22 protein-coding genes, 4 pseudogenes and 1 riboswitch are annotated in these 20832 nt (G+C 39.0%); of the genes and pseudogenes, 14 read left to right on the top strand and 12 right to left on the bottom strand.

Translation table 11 applies throughout. From position 1 onward, the window contains the following. Positions 1-11 precede the first annotated feature (11 nt). Positions 12-248, bottom strand: coding sequence for an acyltransferase (locus tag QWY93_RS19740; RefSeq protein WP_353959641.1), 237 nt, complete (start codon positions 246-248; stop codon positions 12-14). Positions 249-280: 32 nt separating this feature from the next. Further along, positions 281-595 carry an LbetaH domain-containing protein gene (locus QWY93_RS19735; RefSeq protein ID WP_353959640.1) on the bottom strand — a complete coding sequence of 105 codons (315 nt, stop codon included), beginning with the start codon at positions 593-595 and terminating at the stop codon, positions 281-283. A 249-nt stretch (positions 596-844) separates the two neighbouring features. After that, a riboswitch (cobalamin riboswitch) is annotated at positions 845-1040 on the top strand. A 173-nt stretch (positions 1041-1213) separates the two neighbouring features. Here QWY93_RS19735 and metE point away from each other — a divergent pair. From metE to QWY93_RS13565, 3 genes are read left to right on the top strand one after another with little or no spacing between them, the layout of a single operon-like run. After that, positions 1214-3538, top strand: a complete 2325-nt coding sequence (gene metE / locus QWY93_RS13575; RefSeq protein ID WP_290248766.1) for a 5-methyltetrahydropteroyltriglutamate--homocysteine S-methyltransferase — start codon at positions 1214-1216, stop codon at positions 3536-3538. A gap of 54 nt (positions 3539-3592) precedes the next feature. After that, positions 3593-4084, top strand: a complete 492-nt coding sequence (locus QWY93_RS13570) for a PAS domain-containing protein (protein WP_290248764.1) — start codon at positions 3593-3595, stop codon at positions 4082-4084. Next, positions 4081-4470 (top strand): acyl-CoA thioesterase, encoded by a 390-nt coding sequence (locus QWY93_RS13565; protein ID WP_290248763.1) that lies wholly within the window; start codon positions 4081-4083, stop codon positions 4468-4470. Before QWY93_RS13570 ends, QWY93_RS13565 begins: the two co-directional genes overlap by 4 nt. A gap of 404 nt (positions 4471-4874) precedes the next feature. Here QWY93_RS13565 and QWY93_RS13560 read toward each other — a convergent pair whose 3' ends face one another. Both QWY93_RS13560 and QWY93_RS13555 read right to left on the bottom strand, forming a co-directional pair. Beyond that, on the bottom strand, positions 4875-6284 hold the full coding sequence (locus QWY93_RS13560; RefSeq protein WP_290248762.1) for an alkaline phosphatase PhoX: 1410 nt from the start codon (positions 6282-6284) through the stop codon (positions 4875-4877). Positions 6285-6346: 62 nt separating this feature from the next. Then, positions 6347-6652 (bottom strand): hypothetical protein, encoded by a 306-nt coding sequence (locus QWY93_RS13555; protein WP_290248761.1) that lies wholly within the window; start codon positions 6650-6652, stop codon positions 6347-6349. A gap of 96 nt (positions 6653-6748) precedes the next feature. On the opposite strand from QWY93_RS13555, the gene QWY93_RS13550 reads away from it, so the two are divergent. The 3 genes from QWY93_RS13550 to QWY93_RS13540 all read left to right on the top strand — a co-directional run bounded on the left by QWY93_RS13550 (position 6749) and on the right by QWY93_RS13540 (position 9005). Continuing rightward, positions 6749-7237, top strand: coding sequence for a DUF4199 domain-containing protein (locus QWY93_RS13550; protein WP_290248760.1), 489 nt, complete (start codon positions 6749-6751; stop codon positions 7235-7237). Positions 7238-7290: 53 nt separating this feature from the next. Next, on the top strand, positions 7291-8319 hold the full coding sequence (locus QWY93_RS13545) for a patatin-like phospholipase family protein (RefSeq protein ID WP_290248759.1): 1029 nt from the start codon (positions 7291-7293) through the stop codon (positions 8317-8319). A 68-nt stretch (positions 8320-8387) separates the two neighbouring features. Continuing rightward, on the top strand, positions 8388-9005 hold the full coding sequence (locus QWY93_RS13540; protein ID WP_290248757.1) for an RNA polymerase sigma factor sigma-70 region 4 domain-containing protein: 618 nt from the start codon (positions 8388-8390) through the stop codon (positions 9003-9005). Positions 9006-9223: 218 nt separating this feature from the next. On the opposite strand, the gene QWY93_RS13535 is transcribed toward QWY93_RS13540, so the two are convergent. Together QWY93_RS13535 and QWY93_RS13530 are read right to left on the bottom strand one after the other, a co-directional pair. Then, positions 9224-10027: a hypothetical protein gene (locus QWY93_RS13535; protein WP_290248756.1), complete on the bottom strand. Its 804-nt coding sequence runs from the start codon at positions 10025-10027 to the stop codon at positions 9224-9226. Between the two features lie 428 nt (positions 10028-10455). Next, the gene (locus tag QWY93_RS13530) at positions 10456-11736 is read right to left on the bottom strand and encodes an exonuclease domain-containing protein (RefSeq protein WP_353959652.1); all 1281 of its coding nucleotides are present in this window, start codon (positions 11734-11736) and stop codon (positions 10456-10458) included. A gap of 146 nt (positions 11737-11882) precedes the next feature. Between QWY93_RS13530 and QWY93_RS13525 the strand changes: the two genes are divergently transcribed. Together QWY93_RS13525 and bioB are read left to right on the top strand one after the other, a co-directional pair. Further along, the gene (locus QWY93_RS13525) at positions 11883-12440 is read left to right on the top strand and encodes a DinB family protein (RefSeq protein WP_290248754.1); all 558 of its coding nucleotides are present in this window, start codon (positions 11883-11885) and stop codon (positions 12438-12440) included. 264 nt (positions 12441-12704) lie between these two features. After that, positions 12705-13681, top strand: a pseudogene (gene bioB / locus QWY93_RS13520) (biotin synthase BioB). 34 nt (positions 13682-13715) lie between these two features. On the opposite strand, the pseudogene QWY93_RS13515 reads toward bioB, so the two are convergent. From QWY93_RS13515 to QWY93_RS19725, 4 genes and pseudogenes are all read right to left on the bottom strand, one after another. Next, positions 13716-15399: pseudogene (locus tag QWY93_RS13515) on the bottom strand (AMP-binding protein). 363 nt (positions 15400-15762) lie between these two features. Further along, a pseudogene (locus QWY93_RS13510) lies at positions 15763-16196 on the bottom strand (acyl-CoA dehydrogenase family protein). Further along, positions 16196-16528 (bottom strand): acyl-CoA dehydrogenase family protein, encoded by a 333-nt coding sequence (locus QWY93_RS19730; RefSeq protein WP_353959664.1) that lies wholly within the window; start codon positions 16526-16528, stop codon positions 16196-16198. The pseudogene QWY93_RS13510 and the gene QWY93_RS19730 overlap by 1 nt, the downstream one beginning before the upstream one ends. Before the next feature lie 78 nt (positions 16529-16606). Next, positions 16607-16917 (bottom strand): annotated as a pseudogene (locus QWY93_RS19725) (acyl-CoA dehydrogenase family protein); the annotation flags it as partial. Positions 16918-17223: 306 nt separating this feature from the next. On the opposite strand from QWY93_RS19725, the gene QWY93_RS13495 reads away from it, so the two are divergent. Genes QWY93_RS13495 through QWY93_RS13485 form a run of 3 tightly spaced genes read left to right on the top strand, consistent with a single transcriptional unit; the run spans position 17224 to position 18435 of the window. Beyond that, positions 17224-17745: a hypothetical protein gene (locus QWY93_RS13495; protein WP_290248886.1), complete on the top strand. Its 522-nt coding sequence runs from the start codon at positions 17224-17226 to the stop codon at positions 17743-17745. Next, positions 17742-18200 (top strand): hypothetical protein, encoded by a 459-nt coding sequence (locus QWY93_RS13490; RefSeq protein ID WP_290248885.1) that lies wholly within the window; start codon positions 17742-17744, stop codon positions 18198-18200. Before QWY93_RS13495 ends, QWY93_RS13490 begins: the two co-directional genes overlap by 4 nt. Before the next feature lie 4 nt (positions 18201-18204). After that, positions 18205-18435: a hypothetical protein gene (locus QWY93_RS13485; RefSeq protein ID WP_290248884.1), complete on the top strand. Its 231-nt coding sequence runs from the start codon at positions 18205-18207 to the stop codon at positions 18433-18435. 61 nt (positions 18436-18496) lie between these two features. On the opposite strand, the gene QWY93_RS13480 is transcribed toward QWY93_RS13485, so the two are convergent. After that, on the bottom strand, positions 18497-19009 hold the full coding sequence (locus QWY93_RS13480) for an acyl-CoA thioesterase (RefSeq protein ID WP_290248749.1): 513 nt from the start codon (positions 19007-19009) through the stop codon (positions 18497-18499). A gap of 256 nt (positions 19010-19265) precedes the next feature. After that, the gene (locus QWY93_RS13475) at positions 19266-19673 is read right to left on the bottom strand and encodes a DinB family protein (RefSeq protein ID WP_290248883.1); all 408 of its coding nucleotides are present in this window, start codon (positions 19671-19673) and stop codon (positions 19266-19268) included. Between the two features lie 306 nt (positions 19674-19979). Between QWY93_RS13475 and QWY93_RS19720 the strand changes: the two genes are divergently transcribed. From QWY93_RS19720 to QWY93_RS19710, 3 genes are read left to right on the top strand one after another with little or no spacing between them, the layout of a single operon-like run. Beyond that, complete coding sequence (locus QWY93_RS19720) at positions 19980-20261, top strand: hypothetical protein (RefSeq protein WP_353959651.1); 282 nt, start codon at positions 19980-19982, stop codon at positions 20259-20261. Further along, positions 20261-20656, top strand: a complete 396-nt coding sequence (locus QWY93_RS19715) for a hypothetical protein (protein ID WP_353959650.1) — start codon at positions 20261-20263, stop codon at positions 20654-20656. The genes QWY93_RS19720 and QWY93_RS19715 overlap by 1 nt, the downstream gene beginning before the upstream one ends. Then, the gene (locus QWY93_RS19710; protein WP_353959649.1) at positions 20653-20811 is read left to right on the top strand and encodes a M3 family metallopeptidase; all 159 of its coding nucleotides are present in this window, start codon (positions 20653-20655) and stop codon (positions 20809-20811) included. The genes QWY93_RS19715 and QWY93_RS19710 overlap by 4 nt, the downstream gene beginning before the upstream one ends. Positions 20812-20832 lie beyond the last annotated feature (21 nt).

The following is a 20832-nucleotide window of genomic DNA, read 5'->3' as shown; positions in this document are numbered from 1 at the left end:
ATATAAGAAATTTATTGACCTATTTTCTTAATAACCTTTGCAGGAACACCTGCCACAAAACAGTTTGAGGGCACATCTTTTGTTACCACCGCACCTGCAGCTACTACCGAGTTTTCACCAATGGTAACCCTGGGAAGGATGGTAGCAATGGCACCGACCCAGACATTCCTTTTTATTATCACTTCTGCAGGAACCATGGTCTTTCGGGAGGCAATCTCCACTGGATGGTTTTCGGAGCTTATATTCACCCGTGGGCCAAGCATCACTTCATCTTCAATAGTTATACCCCTAAATCCAAAAAGCTGCAGGCATGGTTGATAAACACATTTTTCCCCAGCTTTATATTTTTTCCAACATTGGTATAAAATGGCGTAAACAATGTGGTACTTTCATCAATTGGGCTTCCTATGATCTCGGAGAGCCATGACCGAATTTCCTGGATATTACAAGCTGAATTCAGTTTCACAGAAAGCTTGATGGTCTCATTAACTGCCTTCCTAATCTTCCCGTAATCCGGGTCATCCATGGAAATCACTTCCCCTGACCTCAGCCTTTCAAAAATATCTTTTGCTTGGTTTGTCTGGTGCTTTCCCATTCTGTATGAACTTGATTTTCCATTACAAATGTATACCTAGAAATCTATTAGAAATTAATGATTTTCAAATCAAAAAGTAAGAAATTCAAACCCACATTTCAGTTCAAGTCCTAAAATATGGCCTTAAATAATAAAAGGGTTATTGCAATCAGCATTGATATAGAGGAAAAACCAATAACTAATTTACCCAACAACCAATTACTTTAACCGAATTCCCTATATTTGCAGCCCAAAGTTCTTTACTTGATTTCTTCATCTTCCAATATAGGTCCTTGACCAAGGTCAGGGTGAATAGGGAACCGTGTGAAAATCACGGGCTGTCGCGCAACTGTAAGTAATGGAAAAGTTTTTACCCTTAGTGGTCCACTGTCCCGATAACCATCGGGGTGGGAAGGACGGTAAAAATGTTACAAGCCAGGAGACCTGCCTATATTGAAATGACAATGCTTTCGCGATTTGAAGCCCTGTCAAGTAGGATGCTTTTTCCAAAAAATTATGGGACTCGTGTGCCTAAGGAAAAAGTATATCCTGTTTTTCACCTCCACTTCTTATCCGCAGGGCATTGTGAAGTTTAGCTAAAGGCTTTTGACCTATTTATCACGTTAAAAGTTTAAAATTATGCTAACGCACAATCTTGGCTACCCGCGGATTGGTAGCAAAAGACAACTCAAAAAGGCCAGTGAAGCTTACTGGGCCGGAAAATCAACCCTTCGTGAACTCCAGGAAACCGGTGCAAACATCCGGGAAGAAAATTGGAAAATCCAACAGGAAGCAGGCATTGACCTGATCCCTTCCAATGATTTTTCCTTCTACGATCAGGTTTTGGACATGTCCTTTACCGTTGGTGCTATTCCTGAAAGATACCATGAGATTGTAACTGACCAGAAAAAACCTGAACTGGACCTTTATTTTGCCATGGCCCGGGGCTATCAGAAAAATGGCCTTGATATCATTGCCATGGAAATGACCAAATGGTTCGATACCAATTACCATTATATCGTTCCTGAATTTAAAAAGAATCAGCCCTTTAAACTCTTCTCCACAAAAATCCTGGATGAGTTCAAAGAGGCAAAAAGACAGGGTATCATCACCAAACCTGTCATCCTTGGACCGGTCTCCTACCTCCTATTGGGTAAAGAAAAGGAAAAAGGTTTTAAGCGAATTGAGCTGATCAAAAACCTTGTCCCTGTTTATTTGGACATCCTCAAAAAACTGGAGGAATCAAACGCTACCTGGGTACAATTGGATGAACCTTTTCTTGCCATGGATCTGGATCAGGAAGAAAAGGAAGCTTTTGAATATACATACAAAACCATCCGCAAAGCTTGTCCGAACCTTAAAATCCTTTTGACCACTTATTTTGGCGGCCTGGATGAAAATTTGGACCTGGCTTGTGAATTGCCAGTTTGTGGCCTGCATTTGGATTTGGTCCGGGCTCCAAAACAACTTGAAAAGACATTGGATAAACTTCCGCAAAACCTAAGCCTTTCTTTAGGATTGGTAGATGGAAGGAATATCTGGAAAAATGATTTCAAAGCTTCTTTGGAATTACTTGAATTGGCCAAAGGCAAGAAAAGTGAAAACCGCCTATTGATAGCTTCCAGTTGCTCTTTGCTTCATTCACCCTGTGACTTGGAGGAGGAAAAATCTGGCTCAGGGTTGACGGCTGAGATCCAACAATGGTTGGCTTTTGCCAAGCAAAAAGTCGGTGAAATTGCAAGCTTGAAGCAACTAGCTTTGGATTCCGGTTTGCCGGAAAACCAACAATTATTGGAGGAAAATCAAAAAGCTATCCAATCTAAAAAAACCTCTTCCATCATCCATAAACAAGAGGTGGGACAGGCTGTAAGCAGCCTTACACCAGGCCATAGCACGAGGAATAAGCCTTTTGGAGAAAGGAGAAAACTTCAAACCCCAAACCTGAACCTTCCACTTTTCCCAACCACAACCATTGGTTCCTTTCCTCAAACCAAGGAGGTAAGGCAATGGCGAGCTCTAAAGAAAAAGGGGAAATTGACTCAAAATCAATATGATGAGCTGATCAAAAGTGAAACCGAAATGGCAATACGTTGGCAGGAAGGAATTGGATTGGATGTTTTGGTTCATGGGGAGTTTGAAAGAAATGATATGGTTGAATATTTCGGGGAGCAATTGGAAGGCTTTGTCTTCACCCAAAATGGCTGGGTCCAAAGTTATGGTTCCCGCTGCGTTAAACCTCCCATTATTTATGGAGACGTTTCCCGTCCTGAGCCTATGACCGTTGGTTGGACTTCTTTTGCCCAATCCCTGACAGAAAAAAATGTAAAAGGAATGCTCACAGGGCCGGTAACCATTTTGCAATGGTCCTTTGTCCGAAATGACCAGCCCAGATCAACCACTTGTCAGCAAATTGCCCTGGCTATCAGAGAAGAGGTGGCTGATTTGGAAAAAGAAGGCATCAAGATCATCCAAATTGATGAACCTGCCCTAAGGGAAGGTTTGCCCTTAAGGCAGTCCGACTGGGAAGCCTATCTGGACTGGGCTGTAGAATGTTTCCGAATCTCTGCATCAGTGGTGGAGGACAAAACCCAAATCCATACACACATGTGCTATTCAGAGTTTAATGATATCATCAAACATATTGCTGGCATGGATGCTGATGTCATTACCATCGAATGTTCCAGGTCTCAAATGGAGTTATTAGATGCTTTTGCTGAGTTCCAATACCCCAATGAAATTGGTCCAGGGGTTTATGACATCCACTCTCCAAGGATACCTTCCAAAGAGGAAATGGTTGAATTGCTAGAAAAAGCTAAATCCGTATTACCGGAGGAACAGCTTTGGGTCAACCCTGACTGTGGCCTTAAAACCAGAGGATGGAAAGAAACTGAGCCAGCTTTGGAGCGCATGGTACAAGCTGCTAAAGCACTTAGAAAAACCACAGTTGCTGGTATCGAAAATTAAACAATTACCCCACCGGGCAGGTTAATTACTTGCCCGGTATAATTTCTATTTGCAATGACAATTTTTTCAAAGCCATCCAAAAAAGCCTCCTCCGTTCCTCTTCACTGTTGGGACATCATTGCCTGCCAATTATACCCAAGCATTGCAAACCAAAGTCTTGAATCCCTATCTCACACTTTAAGTTTTTTCAAAAAATCATTCAGTTGGTCAACAGATTTGAATTTCCTAAATCAAAGGTTTGATGCTTTAGTACTTACCGATAGGCAGGAAACCATCCTTTGGGCAAGTCCAGGCTTTGAAAAAATGACGGATTATCATGTCTTTGAAGCAATTGGTAAAAACCCTTCTTTTTTACAGGGAAAGGATTCTTCTTATAAAGCAAAAACCCAAATAAGAAAAAAAATCAATGAAGGAAAACCATTTTCTTCCCAATTGATTAATTATAAAAAGAATGGAGAACCTTACCTTTGCGAAATCACTATCATTCCATTGGAAGATCCAAAAGGGAAAATCACCCATTTTCTGGCACTTGAAAACGAAATATGACCGATTTAGACCAAAAAATTAAAAACGCAGAAACCCGAATATTTAAAGCTGTTTTCCCCAATACCATCAACCATTATGATACTTTGTTTGGTGGCACGGCTATGCACCTGATGGATGAGGTTGCCTTTATCGCAGCCACCCGGTTCAGCAGACAAAAAATGGTTACCGTACGAAGTGATAAAATTGATTTTACCGTCCCCATTCCCGCAGGAACCATTATCGAATTGGTGGGGCATATCATCCATATTGGCCGGACCAGTTTAAAAGTCCAAGTGGACATATTTATTGAAAAAATGTATGAGGAGGGTAGAGAAAAAGCCATTAGCGGCACTTTCACCCTGGTAGCAATTGATGAAAATAAAAAGCCCACCCCTATTGATCATTAAACTTCTCCATATTGAAAGCTGGATTGAAAATCTTCATGATGGAAAAATGGTTTATTTCTTTTGCCAAAAGCTTAAGGCCGGATGCTGAAAGCAACCCAAAAATTCCTCATTTGCATTGAGGAATTTGAAAGCCCAGCATTTGTAATTCCAAAAAAAGCATCAAATTTGAATTTTTCACCGCAGATCATAAACTCCCTTTTCCAAAGGTATCCATTCCATGGATCAAAATGGGTTACCTGGAATTAATTTAAATGATTTCCTACTTCCTAAATTCCTTCTGGAAAAGCAGATATTCATTTTAGTATTCAGCGTAAAATAAAATTAATCCAATCAGTTCACTCAAGAATAATTAGTGATAATTAGGGGAATTGATGGACCCTTTTTTTTAAATTCTCACCAAAACCTCATCTCAAATTCCTCCAGGGTCCTGTTATTGCCAGGGTGATGCCTGCATCTTGGATATTGACAAAATATGTTTGCCCGGAAGGGGAAAACACCCCTCCAGCAAATTCTGATTCAAACCCAATATTCTCGGCCAGTTTATAAAACCTACCCTCCGGTGTAATCCCAACCACAAATGGGTGGGGATGGTCCTCGCAAAGCAATAAATCTCCCCAAGGTGCAATGGCCACATTATCACAATTCTTTAATAAATCCCTATCATTGGGTTCTGCAAAAAGCTCTAATGAACCGGGCGTTTTATATTCATTCTCTTTTCCTTCATTTTCCCCTGGAATATACTTAAAAACCTGTCCTGCCCCTATTTCTCCTCCATTAGTACAAGCAAAATACAGCTCGTTCTCCCCAAACCAAATCCCCTCACCACGAGCAAACCTTGCAGCCCCTTTTCCATACCCCCTGTACCTCAAATCATCATGAGGGGAACCAATATCCTCCAGGTCAATCCAATAGATGCTTTGAGGTTTTCCAACTGGAAAAAAACCCTCTTGTTGCCCTTTCCAATTCCGGGTATCCCTTCCTTTTCCCCAGGAAAGGCAAAGGGCTTGAAGTTTCCCTCCTTGGTATAATTTCCCTGGAACATGGGGAATATAGCGGTAAAACAAGCCATCACCCCGGTCCTCGGTCAAAAATACTATTCCGGTTCTGGGATCAACTGCCACCGCCTCGTGGTTAAACCTTCCCATTTCTTTTATGGGAATCGCATTTTGTAACTTCCCGTCTCTTTTGGCCAGTACCTCAAAGACAAATCCGTGATCTTTTTCCAGATTTCCACTGTAATCACCTGCCTTCACAACTGATTCCTCACAAGTCAACCATGAATTCCAGGGAGTAACCCCTCCCGCACAGTTTCTCACCGTTCCTGCAAGGCTCATAAACTCTTGTTCTACCTCACCCGTTTTTTCATTGTAGACCAAGGTGGTTGTTCCTCCCAGAGCAGGTAAATTTCCCTTTCCTTTTTCATAAAACTTATCAAGTTCAGCTTGGGCAAGGTTTTCATTTTCCGGTCCAAATGCACCATTTTCAAAATCATCTGGACTGTTTTCATGATTCCGAACCAATATCACTTTTCCATCATCCCCCTCAAAAGCTCCCATACCATCTGGCCTCCCTGGAGTCCACCAGCCATCATCCATGATTTTTCCTTTCTTCGAAATGATTTTATATTCAAAACCTTTAGGCAAATTCAATATTCCCTTATCATCATTTTGCAAAGGTCCATATCCTAAACAGCCATTAATCTCATGAGCCTCGGCCAAAGGGTTTAGAAATTGGTTTAAGCCCATAAAACCAAGGGTAGCCACTCCTGAATTAATCAAAAATTGTCGACGTGAATTAAATGATTTCTCCTCCATAGGCCTATTATATTTACAACTTTACGTGCTATTTATTTTTAAAATCTGTTCTACCTTGGATTTTACCTTTGGGGCAATAGTTTGATTTTTTTCACTTTTATAGCCCGGGCAGTAAAATCAAATTCCAACAGGTCATTGGGAGCTGGCTTAAAAACAGTATCCAATCTGTCCAACACCCTGTATTTCACCTGTACCCTAACACTATCCATTTTAAATTTTTCGGGCAATTCCTCAGGATAATACCATTGATTATCCACAACAATCAAATATTGTTGAGATCCACGAGTGGCAGTTTTAGCGAGCACCCATCCGGTTCCTTGCCTTAAATTTTTGGATGTTTGGCAAGAACCGAAAAAAAAGCACCCCATCAACCCTATTGTTAAAAGGTACTTAATCATTTTCCATTTTTTCGATAAGAAATATATGTAAATTGTAAGTAAGAATAAACCTCTAATGCACTCATTATGAAAAAGTATGAGATTGAAATCAAATGGGGGATCATATTTACATTTATAGGTTTGTTGTGGATTGGGCTGGAAAGAGCTGTAGGACTTCATGATGAATACATTGGATTCCATTCTACCTATACCAACCTTTTTGCATTTATAGCCATTTTACTCTATGTTTTGGCGCTTTTGGATAAAAGGAACCACTATTATAAAGGGTATATTAGTTGGAAAAATGCTTTTTTCTCCGGCCTGGTCTTATCCGCGATTATAGCCATTCTTAGCCCCCTGTCCCAGTTGATCAGCCATAAAATTGTCACCCCACATTATTTTGAAAATGCCATAAACCACGCAGTAAGTAGAAAAATAATGAGCCAGCAAGAAGCAGAAAGTTATTTCTCCCTTGGGAATTACATCCTTCAAACAACCTTTTTTGCTTTTATCGTGGGTTGTATAACTGCTGCCCTTATTTCTATTTTCATCAGAAAAAGCCCTCAAGCCATTTAAACATTAAAACTTTACTTTAATCTTTATTATTCAAACTTTTTACCCCAATCATTATGAAAAAAATCAACATTTTATCCATCGACGGTGGAGGAATAAAAGGCATTATTCCTGGCACTATCCTTCAGGTTATTGAAGAAAAAATCCAACAAAGAAAGGGAGATGATCAGGCCAGATTAGTGGATTATTTGGACTTTGTGGCTGGGACCAGTACCGGTGGAATACTAAGCTGTGGACTATTAACACCCTCCGATGAAGATCCACAAAAACCTAAATTCAAGGTTCAGGAAGTGGTCAATTTATATCACAAACATGGAAAAGCTATTTTCCATAAATCCTTTTGGCACGAGGTAAGGGGACTTTGGGGAATATTGGATGAAAAATTCCCCAACAAGGCATTAAGGAAAGCCCTTCAAAAACAATTTGGAGAAATTAAGTTAAGCCAATTGATAAAACCCTGTTTGATCACTTCTTATGAAATCAACAACAGGAAAGCCAAATTTTTCACCCAACACAATGCCAACCTCTCTCCTTCCGAGGACTTTTTGGTTAAAGAGGTGGCCCAGGCTACTTCGGCAGCCCCCACTTATTTTCAGGTGGCGATGATCAAGTCAGCCATTGGGGTCAACTACCCTTTAATAGACGGAGGGGTATTTGCCAATAATCCGGCTATGTGTGCCTATGCAGAAACTCGAAAATTGGATTTTAAAAATGTAAAAAAGCCCACTTCTAAGGACATGTACCTTTTATCTCTAGGAACTGGTTCTGAAAATGAAACCTATAGTTATTCCCAAGCCAAAAATTTTGGTTTGGCCCAATGGATCAAACCCCTAATCAGTATAATGATGTCCGGAAATTCAGAAACAGTTTCCCACCAGTTAAAATGGCTTTTTGATGCTGGAAATAATAAAGAAGGATATGTTCGCCTGGAGCCCAAACTATTACATGCATCCCCAAAAATGGATGAGGCTACTAGGAAAAATATGAATGCTTTAAAAGAAGCTGGATTGAATTATGTATCGGAAAATGAAAAACAAATCGATGATATTGTAACCAATTTGCTAATGAATAAAGGGGAATTATAAATCGGGTAACCAAAGGTCTCGCTTAGATAAAGCAATCAATCCTATGCTTTTTTTCGTTTAATAATATTATGGTAGCGATAATTTTAGGCGAGGTTGTCGGTCCTGTAAATACTACCCGGAACCATTGGTTTTCCTTTCTCAAGGAACAGCTGGGGGTAATTATTACCCCGCCCGATCAGTGGAAAATCAGTAAGGAAGTTGGTTTTCGATTGGAAATTCAAAATCCCGAAGAAGCTTTCTTGAGGGTAATTCAGATCAAATCTTCCATAAAAAAGAAAAAAAATATGGATGTAAGATTGGCCATTGGAATTGGTGAGAAAAAATCTGAAATTATAGATATTACCCCGGGCCAACTTACCGCTGAAGATTATGCTGAATCTATAAGAATAGCTTTAAAAAAGCATAAAATAAACCTGGGCATTCAAAGTGATTTTCAAGACTGGGACGAAACCATGAATCTAATATTTAGGTTGGCCCTGTTGATCATGGACAAGTGGTCCGTAAGCTCAGCAGAACTGGTAAATATGCTTTGTTGGGAAAGGGACTTATTACAGGAACAAATTGCAAGACGCCTGGGAATCAAGCAAGCCGCAGTAAGTCAACGATATAGCAGAGCAGAAGCAGGGTTGATTTTTGATCTGGAAAAATATTTTAGACAAAAGACAGCATCCATTCTGGTATCCTAAAAGCTAATAGAAATCTTGCCTTTTATTACTGTCTTTGTACGTTCTATTTTACCCGGCGGAAAAAATATGTTTTATCAAAAATAAGGAACCATGAATTATGAATTCATGGTTCCTTATTTTTGATCCTTCGCGCTGATTTGCTTCCAGCTACAAAATAACTGAAAATATCAGCAGCAAAATGCAATTACAAACCATAACCAACTACCCTTATTCACAAGCTACCTTACTGATTTCAAAAGGGTTGCAAGATAAACCCATTTCTGCTCCCTGGATTTCAATCCTTCCTCCATTGCCATTTGTCTTTCCTCACTTGCTTCCAAATCCTCATATTCCTGTGCATTAAAAAACTGCATATAATTATCATAAAAATTGAGGGTCATATGGGTATATTCGGCTTCGCTTCCCATCGGTACAGCCGTCCTTAGCAGTCTCCAACTTCCCATCATATCCGCTTCTATTTTTTTCTGGTGAAAGGGAAGGTAAAGTTGTTTTTCCATTTGCTCATATTCATTGAAACGCCCTTCCGCAGCTTTCATCAGGTCAAAAGAAGCCAAGACCCCGGGTTTCATTTCAAAATCATCTTTTGTATGGGCGATTTCTACCATATATGCCCTTAATGCCAAGTCCCGGTTGTTGACACTTTTGTCTACCGCCAATTCCAATTGTTGTTCAGACATATCAGTTGAATGAGCCCTTTCAGCATAAGCTTGAAGGTTATCATCCGTCATACCGTTCATCATTTTTACAGGGTCATCATAGTAAGTAATGGTTACATACTGAAATTCTCCCCTTTCGGGCCCAGATTGCAAAGTCCACAAATCCCAACCCTCAATTTCTCCTTGCTTTACAGCTTCCTTATAAATGCCCTCCAAAAATCCTTTTGCCTCTGAAAAGTCAACCATATTATCAGAATCTACTTTGATAAATTCTATGACCAAATATTTGGGGTGGGGCTCCTCTTGTGCTATTGCAGCAGGACACACCAAGGCTACAATAATGACTAAATAAAACAGCTTTTTCATATTCTTGTGATTTTGGGTTGCATAAAATATTGTCAATCATGACTGTAATCAATATAAACAATTATTCTGTTTTTATAAAACCATACAGAACATATTAAACAACAACTTCATCGTGATTTTATCATAAAATAAAACACAGATATACCCAAAAATTTGACACAAATACCTTTTAAGTATATTATTCCGAGAAGTGGTAATTCAAGTCTATAACCCTTATCCCTTTCTTGAAAAAATCTTTAAAAATGAACCATTCTAAAAAATGTGCCAGATTAAAAATAAATACTGAAATGAGGCAATGAGCCATATTCCTTTGTTATTTCAGAAACCTCATAAACTTAACCCTTCAATCACTTTGACCTTTTTCAACAAATTTTTACCCAAATATTGTTCTAGAATAACTGCCGTTTCAGAAACAGGTTTCACCGGAGTTAAACTTGCAATACTACTTCCTCATCGGATTGAAACTCCTGTTTAAGATCCAAAAAACCGTAGGCTTTTAATATCCCTTGATCGAAATAAATGGCAGCTTCTTCCTCAGGGTTTCTCCCCTTTTCTTTGATCAACATCCGTTGGTTTTCAAGAGGAATCTGCCCCAACCAATCCAGTACTTTATCATTGTAAGAGGAAGAATCTTCTTTTTCCGCGCAAGCTCCATCACAAAAACCCGATTCAAAATCATAACAAGCACCAGGAGTTTTTTGAATCCCACAAAGTTTGGGGCATAGCTTAAACTCTTCCACTTTTTTCAAAAGATACGACCAGGCATCATGGTGGGTCCTAAAAGTAATAAGAGGCTTTTTGAATTTATTGATTTTCGATACCTGAAACCTCATATAACCCTTTCCATCCTGGTACTGATAAAGCCCCCAGGCCCCAGCTTTCACTTTTAATGCCCTATTAAACCTTGGCCAGTGTTTTTTTATTTCCAATGCCTCCACCAAAAGAGCCAAAAATTCACTTCCTGTCAATGTATATGAAACATGATGAATGGCTGATTTCATGGCCTGTTTGCCCTTTCCTGCACCTGAAAAATGGCCCTTGAACCGGTTTCTAATATTCAAGGCCTTTCCAACATAAATGACTTTTCCATGCTCATCATGAAAATAATACACACCCACAGATGTGGGCAATTCCAAAAATTGCTCCCTGGAAATATGAGGTGGCAAAAAGGATTCCCCAGAATTCCTTTTCATAGCTTGGGCGATCACTCCCTGATCATCCCTATGGACCAAAATCCCAAAAAGAATGGCGGTAGCCTCCGCATCCCCAAACGCCCTGTGCCTATCGTGAATTTCGATATCCATGTACTCACAAATGCTGCCCAAACTATAGGAGGGCAACCCAGGTATCAATTTTCGGCTTAGTCGAATAGTGCATAGCTTTGGCCTCTCAAAATTGATACCCACTCTGCTAAATTCTGATTTGATAAAATTGAAATCAAAATTTACATTATGGGCCACAAAGACCTTATCCTTCAATAATTCATATAATTCTTCTCCTATTTCTTCAAAAAATGGTGCACCTTGGACCATCTCATTATCTATTCCTGTCAGGCCGGTAATAAAAGCTGGAATTTCGCAATCAGGATTTAACAATGTCTGGTATGTATCCAAAACCTGTTTTCCGTCATGAACAACCACGGCAATTTCTGTGATTCGATGTCTTCTCCCATACCCTCCAGTGGTTTCAATATCAACGATTGCATACATACCCATTTTTTTATATTGACAAATTTAGCTTTTCACCAACCAAAATTCATGTTTTTTCAATCATATTAGCGAATTTTGACGCTTAATGTCATAGTATTTTACATTTTTACTAAATTCAAAAAAGCTACATTTCCCTTAATATGAACATGGATACCACCATTAAGAATTGGCAACAGGATATTCAAGAAATTACTGCATCGTTTAAAGACAGCTTTCAATCTTTGGATGTGGAAACCCTGCATATGAAACCCGATGCAAAAACCTGGAGTATTGCTGAAAACATCCAACATTTGATCGTCCTAAACGAAAGCTATTTTCCTATTTTTCGACAATTGGAAAAGGGAAATTATTCCAAGCCATTCATTGGCAATTTTGGTTTTCTTACAAAAGCGCTGGGTAAAATGATCCTCAAATCCGTTGCCCCGGAAAACCACAAAAAATTCAAAACCCTTCCCATATGGATCCCATCCAAATATGAAGTACCCGAAAATAAAGAACTATTAGACCAGTTTGAAAAACACCAAAAGAATCTTTCTCGTTGGATAGGTCAACTTAAGCCATTTCTAGAAAATAAACAGGTGATTCATTCCCCGGCTAACCGTTTAATTGCCTATCCCTTGGAATTGGCAATCAATATCATTATCAGTCATGAAAAAAGACATTACAATCAAGCTTTCCATCTCCTGGAAGAAATAAAAAAATAATTCTGATTATTATTAGCCTAAAATCCTATTCTGGCCTGTTGCCCCAGACAAGTTAATTCCATGTCCTTAAGACCATCCTGGTTTAAGGCTTAATAAGTGAGATTAATTACCCTCTTATATAATATCACCTCAATCCAAACCCCGGATCAGGTTAGCTTAACTCACCCATTCTCAATTGAATAGGGAAAAAGCAGAAAAAATCATTACATACTAAACAAAAATCAATAATTTTAGCCCTGAATTCACCATCCAAATGCCATTTTGATGACTGAGATTAGAAACGATTGGACAAGGGAAGAAATCAAAGCTATTTTTGATCAACCCATTTTAGAATTAATATATAAGGCAGCCACTGTTCATAGGGAGTTTAATGACCCACAGGAAGTACAAGTTTGCACCCTATTGTCAGTAAAAACTGGGGGTTGCCCTGAAGATTGTGCCTATTGCCCTCAAGCAGCAAGGTACCATACTGATGTAAAGGTCCACAAACTATTGGAAGTGGAAGAAGTTTTGCAGAAAGCTGCTGATGCAAAATCTGCCGGTAGCACAAGGTTCTGCATGGGTGCTGCCTGGAGAGAAGTAAGGGACAACCGGGACTTTGACAAGGTTCTGGAAATGGTAAAAGGGGTAAATACCATGGGCATGGAAGTGTGCTGCACCTTAGGTATGCTTTCTGAAGAACAGGCCAAAAAGCTTAAAGATGCTGGCCTTTATGCCTATAACCATAACCTGGACACCAGTGAGGAACATTATGACCAGATCATAACCACCCGAAACTATGACGATAGGCTAAACACCCTGGATAATGTCCGGAAAGCTGATATTTCGGTTTGCTCGGGTGGAATCATCGGATTGGGGGAAAATCTGGAAGACCGGGTAGGCATGTTACACACTTTGGCTACTTTGCCAAGTCATCCAGAGTCTGTACCTGTAAATGCCCTGGTTCCAGTAGAAGGAACTCCATTGGAGGAACAGGAAAAAGTATCTGTTTGGGAAATGGTCAGGATGATCGCCACTGCTAGAATTATCATGCCGAAAGCCATGGTCAGACTTTCTGCGGGAAGGGTAAGAATGACCACAGAGGAACAAGCCCTTTGCTTTATGGCTGGAGCCAACTCCATTTTTGCAGGGGACAAATTATTAACCACCCCAAATCCGGAAGAAGATTCAGACAAACAACTTTTCAAACCCTGAATCTAAAACCCAGGGAAGCATTTAAAGATAAAGAAGTAAGCCTTTAATAAAAAAAGCGGGTCGTTTATAAACCCGCTTTTTTTATGGTAATACTTTTTTCTGGTGATTTTCCTTGATTAGCCTTCTGAGGATTTTTCCTACATTGGACTTGGGCAATTCATCAACAAAATGGACTTCTTTAGGAACTTTATAGCTTGTCAGGGATTGACGGCTGTGCTGGATTACTTCCTCCTCTGAAAGAGAGGTATCATTTGGACTACATAGGCAATTACCCTTTCTGTGCTTTGTTCATCAGGTATGCCTATGACGCCCACCTCTACCACTTTTTCATGAGAGGCAATAGCATCCTCCACTTCATTGGGATATACATTAAAGCCAGAAACCAAAATCATCTCTTTTTTCCTATCCACAATTTTCAAATAGCCATCTTCATTTAAAACAGCAATATCTCCGGTTTTTAACCAACCATCTTCAGACAATACTTTGGCGGTTTCTTCCGGCATTTTCCAATAACCTTTCATCACTTGGGGCCCTTTGATGCATAGTTCCCTTTTTTCTCCAAAAGACAAAGCATTGCCATCATCATCAATAATTTTAATTTCGGTATTGGGTAGCGGCAAGCCGATAGTTCCCAGCCGCTCATTTCCATCAATAGGGTTACAGGAAACAACAGGTGAAGTCTCCGTCAAGCCATATCCTTCTGCCAGTGGAGTTCCTGTTACTTCTTTCCACTTTTCGGCCACATATTTTTGAACAGCCATTCCTCCTCCCACAGATATCTTTAAAGCACTAAAATCAAGATTCCTAAATGATTCTTGGTTTAATAAACCATTGAATAAAGTATTTACTCCAGTAAGAATACTAAATGGATGGGTACGCAAGTCCTTACAAAAAGCCTTCATATCCCTAGGATTGGTAACAAGTACATTATGCGCCCCAATTTTCAACATAGCAAGACAGTTGACAGTAAGAGCAAATATATGATACAGGGGAAGGGCGGTTATAACCATTTCCTCCCGTTCCTTCAGTTTGGGAAGCATCCAGGCAGAAATTTGCTGCATATTGGCCACAATATTGGCATGGGTAAGCTCGGCACCTTTGGAAATCCCAGTGGTTCCTCCAGTATATTGTAAAAAGGCAGTATCCTCAGAAGATATTTCTACAGGTTTAAAAATAGAAGAAACTCCCTTTTTCAGACAATCCATCAGGGCCATTTTATTTTTAATATGATATGTAGGCACCATTTGTTTGATGTATTTCACTACAAAATTCACAATGCTTCCTTTCATTCCTCCCAACATATCCCCAATCTCTGTAATGATGATATGTTTCACTCCAAGTTCCGGTAGGATTTCCTCTAGTTTACTGGCAAAATTGGCCAAAATTACAATGGCTTCAATCTTGGCATCCTTAAACTGATGCAACATCTCTTTGGAAGTATAAAGGGGGTTGGTATTGACGATGATCAAACCTGCCCTCAAAGCCCCAAACATCACCACTGGATATTGAAGTAAATTAGGCATTTGGATTGCTATCCGGTCACCCTTTTTCACCCTAAATCTTCCTGTAAAAAGGCTGCAAAATTTTGAGATAATTGATCGAGTTGGTTAAAACTCATTTTTTTACCCATACATTCATAGGCCACGGCATCCTTATATTTAATGATGCACTCTTCAAATAGGTCCACGATATTGCCATATGCGTGGACATCCACTTCTTTGGGAACGGATTTGGGATAATGCTTGAACCATGGGAAATCTTGCATGAAATATGAAATTTGAATGAGGTGATTAGTTAATATTAACCGCTGATTTACTTATCAATATAGCTTATTTATGATTTTAAAAAAAGAAAAAAATTTACCTGAAAGAAGAAATTCTGCTTAATTATTGATTATAAAAACCTTATACCAGTAAAGAAGAATTAACAAAATAAAATCAACTCTTTATTTAGGCCCCTGGCCCACCCAGTTTTAGCTTTATTAAAAGGAAATAATAACCATTAAATGGACGGTCCCTGAACAGGTGATATGGCATTGATTCAAATAAATTTTGGGTAAAAATAAAACCTTCAAATCCTGATTTCAGCCGTCCAACGACTTGGGTCTTGCTTTACCATAAAACAGCAGTTACTTTAAAATCTTTCTGGCAATTAGCTCCTTCATAATTTCATTGGTTCCTGCATATATCCTTTGCACCCGGGCATCTGCATAAGCTCTTGCCACCGGATAATCCCACATATATCCATAGCCCCCATGAAGTTGAACGCATTCATCGGCAACTTCGCATTGTAATTCAGTCATTAAATATTTTGCAGCGGAAGCCATGGCACTGTCCACTTTTTTCTCATTATGCAGCATTACCAGTTGATCACAATATATTCTGGCTTGCTCGATTTTAGCAGCCAATTCAGCCAATTTGAACCTGGTGTTTTGAAAATCGGCCACGGTTTTTCCAAAAGCGGGCGGCGTTTCACATATTTTATGGTTTCATTAATCATAAATTCTGCCAATGCCAAAGCGGCCAAGGCTACTACCAATCTTTCCTGAGCCAACTCAGTCATCAGGTAGGTAAAACCTCTTCCAGGCTCCCCCAATAAGTTTTTTTTGGGAACTTTGACTTCCTCGAAAAACAATTCACAAGTATCCTGTGCATGCAGGCCGACTTTTTTAAATGGAACTCCTTTGGTAAACCTTGCATTTCCTTATCCACCACAAATAAGCTAATCCCCCTAGCTCCTTTACTAGGGTCAGTTTTTGCAGCAACTACAACGACATCACTTAGGTAGCCATTGGTAATAAAAGTTTTTGTTCCACTAAGGGTATAATATCCTCCCTGGTCAATAGCTCTGGATTTAATATTTTGCAAATCACTTCCTGCTCCTGGCTCCGTCATTGCAATCGCAGAAATATAATCTCCTGATACCATTTTGGGGATATATTTTATTTTTGCCTCCTCGGAACCATAATGCAGAATATAGGGTAATACAATATCATTATGCAATGGATACCCAATCGCCGGTCCTGAACAACCACTTAGACCTAACTCCTCAATAAATAGGGCATTGAACCTGAAATCTTCCAATGCCAACCCACCGTATCTTTCGGGTGCCTGCATACACAAAAAACCGTTTTCCCCTAACTTTTTCAGGATTCCCTGGACACCATCTTTTGCTGCTCCCATTGTGCATTATTGGGCGTAATTTCCCTTTTTACAAACTCTTTTACCGACTGACGAAACAAAAGGTGCTCCTCGTCAAAAATAATCCTGGGGGTGAAAAACATGGGGATTAATTTAGGGTGATCAAGCTATCCGGCACCAAATAAACATTCATTTTTATCCGGGACCGGATTATTACCTCCAATAATATAATAGTAAAAATCCACATTTCAATGCATTATTTTGCTTTTTATATATATTTTTATGCTTTTCAAACCTATTTCAAGCAAATAACTAATTGATTAAAACATTTATTCATTGAATTTAAATTCACCTATTACAATTTTTGAAATCGCTCTTATTTCATAGCTGAAATTTTGGAATTACATTTATGGCACAAATTTCGTATAGAGCAAGAAAAATTAAATTGTATGAAACTGAAAATATACCCAATATCCATTTTAATCTTCTTTTTAGCCCTATGGTCTGCCCAAGCCCAAACGGATTCGATGACCATTTCCCTGGAACAAGCCTTAAAAAACAGCCTTTTAAAAAGCATTAAACTAAAAACGGACTCCCTGGACAACCAGTTGGGGACCAAACTCCACGACCTGGACCAAAAAATCCAAATGCTGGACAAGTCGCTCAACCAGACCAGTAGTGAAACCCAAAAAATCGAAAAATTGATTGAGCGTGTCAAATTGATCGAGGACTTTCAACATGCTGAGAAAGAGGCCGAACTTAATATATACCAGGGTAATTACCAATCTGCAATGATCAACTTGGTATCAATGGAAAGGGAATTGAGGCCATTAATTCTTTTTGGGGCCACAAGGGATTTTTTCCAAACCCTTAATTCGGTGGGCAACCCTACTCAATACCCCGGTTTTAATGATTGGTACAAAGGTTTCCAAAGCTATGTAAAAAAAACAAGGAGGACAGTCCCGCATTGAGTGTGGTTTCCAACTTAATTAACTTAACTGGCGATCTTTCTGCAGGAACACCGATCTTTGGGACCTTTAGTCAGGCTTTGTTTATGGGCATGTCCAATTACATAGAAGATATTGGAAATGGAAGAAGACATAGGGAATTGAGGAATCAAAGTCAGGAAATGTTTGAATTGGTGACCGTATTAGGCCAATACACCCATGACAAAAACCTTATTGAAACTGAATGGGAAGCTATAGATACAGAACTGGAGGAATTAAAAAGAATCTATGAGCAAAACTTGAAAAAAAACCTGGACATTTTGGGCATCTCCAAAAAGGAATTTGAAAAGAGGTACAGTGATGAAAATGATGCCAACCTCCGGTACGAATACCTCAATGATCTGACCAAACCATATCAAATAAAGTACGGGCAGAAAGGGACCAAAATCCCAAAAACTGGAAAAACACACCTTTCATAATGAAATGGCGGAAATCCAATCTCTTAAGATTAGATTTGGTGGAATCACTTTCCGAATCAGTGAAAATATCAATAAATACAATGAACTGATCAAAAAGTATAAGGAAAGCAAACATATCGGCCCAAGAATCATTGAATTGGAATCCAAGTTAATCAGTCTTCAAAACTCCTTTGACAAGGCCTTTAAGCCCTTGGAATACATTAATTCAGCCAATAAAATGTATAAGGTATATTAGTCCTCCCCAAAAAAGGGCAGTCAAAAAATTTGGCGGCCCTTTTTTTATTCCAAATCTACATTCAGTTAAACAATTCAGATTTCAACTGCTTAACTCTTTCCGATATGGTACACCCTTTAATATCAAAATCCCCGGAGGTGGCTTTCAAAAACTCCACCACGGCCCCTTTGTGATCAGTAGACTTTCCACTCTTTAAGGTAACATAACGCAAAGTAGTCCAAAGTACATTTTTTAGTTCCTTCTTTGAATCATCGGTCATATAATATTCCACCACAACCGTATTGTTATTGTGCCAGAGTACCCTACTCATTATTCTTACCCACTCTCCTACCATGGCAGGCCTGACATAGGAAATATTGTGATTAAAAACTACCCAAGCCGCTTGATATTTCCGGATCATGTCAATCATTTCAATTCCATATAACTTGGGGACCTGATCTTCCCGTGCATTAAAATAATAGTCAAAATATTTGGCATTATTCAGGTGCTGAAGAGGGTCGCAATCTTGAAACCTTACCACCACCCTGCTTTCTGTTTCCTGTGGATAATGCTTTTCGGGATTATATTCAAACATAGTTGTTGATGTTATTTGGTTCACCAATAAGCTTAGTTTCTTTCTGTTTCAAATTGAGGAAAGCTCAGAGGACATTTTGAACAGTCCACGGTGAACATTATTTTTATTTTACTGGCATATAGAAAGTCATTTAGAATCTTTTATTACCTGCCATACCTTTCGTGCAGAATACGCATATGATGTTCAAAATGCCCTGGGATGATATTCAGCAAAGCCCTGACACTAAGATCATAACCATTGGCATTTCCAATTCTGGTCAAAGCCTCATCAGGTAGATTTTTAAAAAAGGAACCATCAATTTTCTGCTTTGTTCAAAATCATCCAACAATATGGCAAGAGGAATTTGATTAAAATTGGCTGCCTTGACATATTCTTCCTGCTCATAACCTGGAAGCTTTATTTTTTCATTCCTTGCTATACACAAGGCCCGATAAAGCATGATCTTCTCTGTGTCATTAATATGCCCAATGACTTCCTTGTAACTCCACTTCCCATCATCATAATTTGACTGGGCCACTTCCTCTGTAACCCCGACAAAATATTCTCTCAATACCCCTATTTGGGAAAGCATCAAATCCAACGGATCTTTTCCCCGGACGTAGGAAATATAGGTTTCATAAAATGAACCATATTCATTGCTTTCCGGCATCAACTTTTCATTCATATCAAATATATTTTGATCTGCTTATTAATAAATTTAATTGATTAACCACCATTAATACAGTCAAAAACCAAAAATTCCTTTTTTTTCAGCATTTATTGAATCTCAAAGTATAGTTTTAGTTGGAATTTTCTTCGGGATTTCTTTATCCCGATTTTTCTTTCCTGCCTCCATTAAAATCGTGGATTTCAAAAGGGTAATCACCTTAATCCTCCTGAGAAGCTTGCCACTTTCACCAAATCATTAACTTTGTCTATCTGATGCCATAAAGGCCAATAATTTAGATAAACCATAGAAAAAAAAATATTTATGAATCCTTTATTGGAAAAATTTGAGACTCCTTTTCATACAGCCCCTTTTGACAAGATAAAAAACGAACATTTTTTACCTGCAGTTCAGGCTGCCATTTCAGAAGCTAGGGCTGAAATTGAAAATATTAAGGAAGTTCAGGAACCAGATTTCAGCAATATTATAGAAGCCCTGGACCGTTCTGGAGAAAGGTTAAATATAGTAGCCAGCATATTTTCAACCTCAATTCTGCAGAAACCAATGATGAAATCCAAAAACTGGCAAGGGATATTTCACCCTTGATGACCGCACACAGCAATGATATTTTGTTAGATAAAGAGCTTTTCGAATTAGTTAATTCGGTTTTTCAAAAGCGGGACAGCCTTTCTCTAGATGAGGAACAGCAAACCCTATTGGAAAAAACTTATAAGGCTTTTGTCCGAAATGGTGCGAATTTATCTGATGAGGATAAACTCCAATTGCGGGAAATTGACAAGGAGCTGGCACAATACAGCCTTCAATTTGGGGAAAATGTATTGGCAGAAACCAATAAATATGAAATGGTGGTGGACAATGAAGAAGATCTAAAAGGGCTTCCAGAAGCGGTTATTGAAGCAGCTGCTCAAACTGCCTCAGAAAGGGGAAAGATGGGAATTGGGTATTTACCCTTGCCTTCCCCAGCTACCTTCCATTTATGACTTATGCGGAAAACAGGGAATTAAGGAAAAAACTTTTCAAAGCCTTTAACACCAAGTCCTGTAAGGGTGACGACCTGGACAATCAGGAAATTGTCAAAAAGATACTGGAACTCAAGCACAAAAGGGCCAACCTATTGGGTACAAAAATTTGCTGATTTTGTTTGGAGGAAAGAATG

The sequence above is a fragment of the Echinicola jeungdonensis genome (assembly GCF_030409905.1).
In the GTDB taxonomy this organism is placed as follows: Bacteria; Bacteroidota; Bacteroidia; order Cytophagales; family Cyclobacteriaceae; genus Echinicola; species Echinicola jeungdonensis.
The sequence above is the reverse complement of the archived record's forward strand: the minus strand, read 5'-3'. Positions and strand labels throughout refer to the sequence as shown.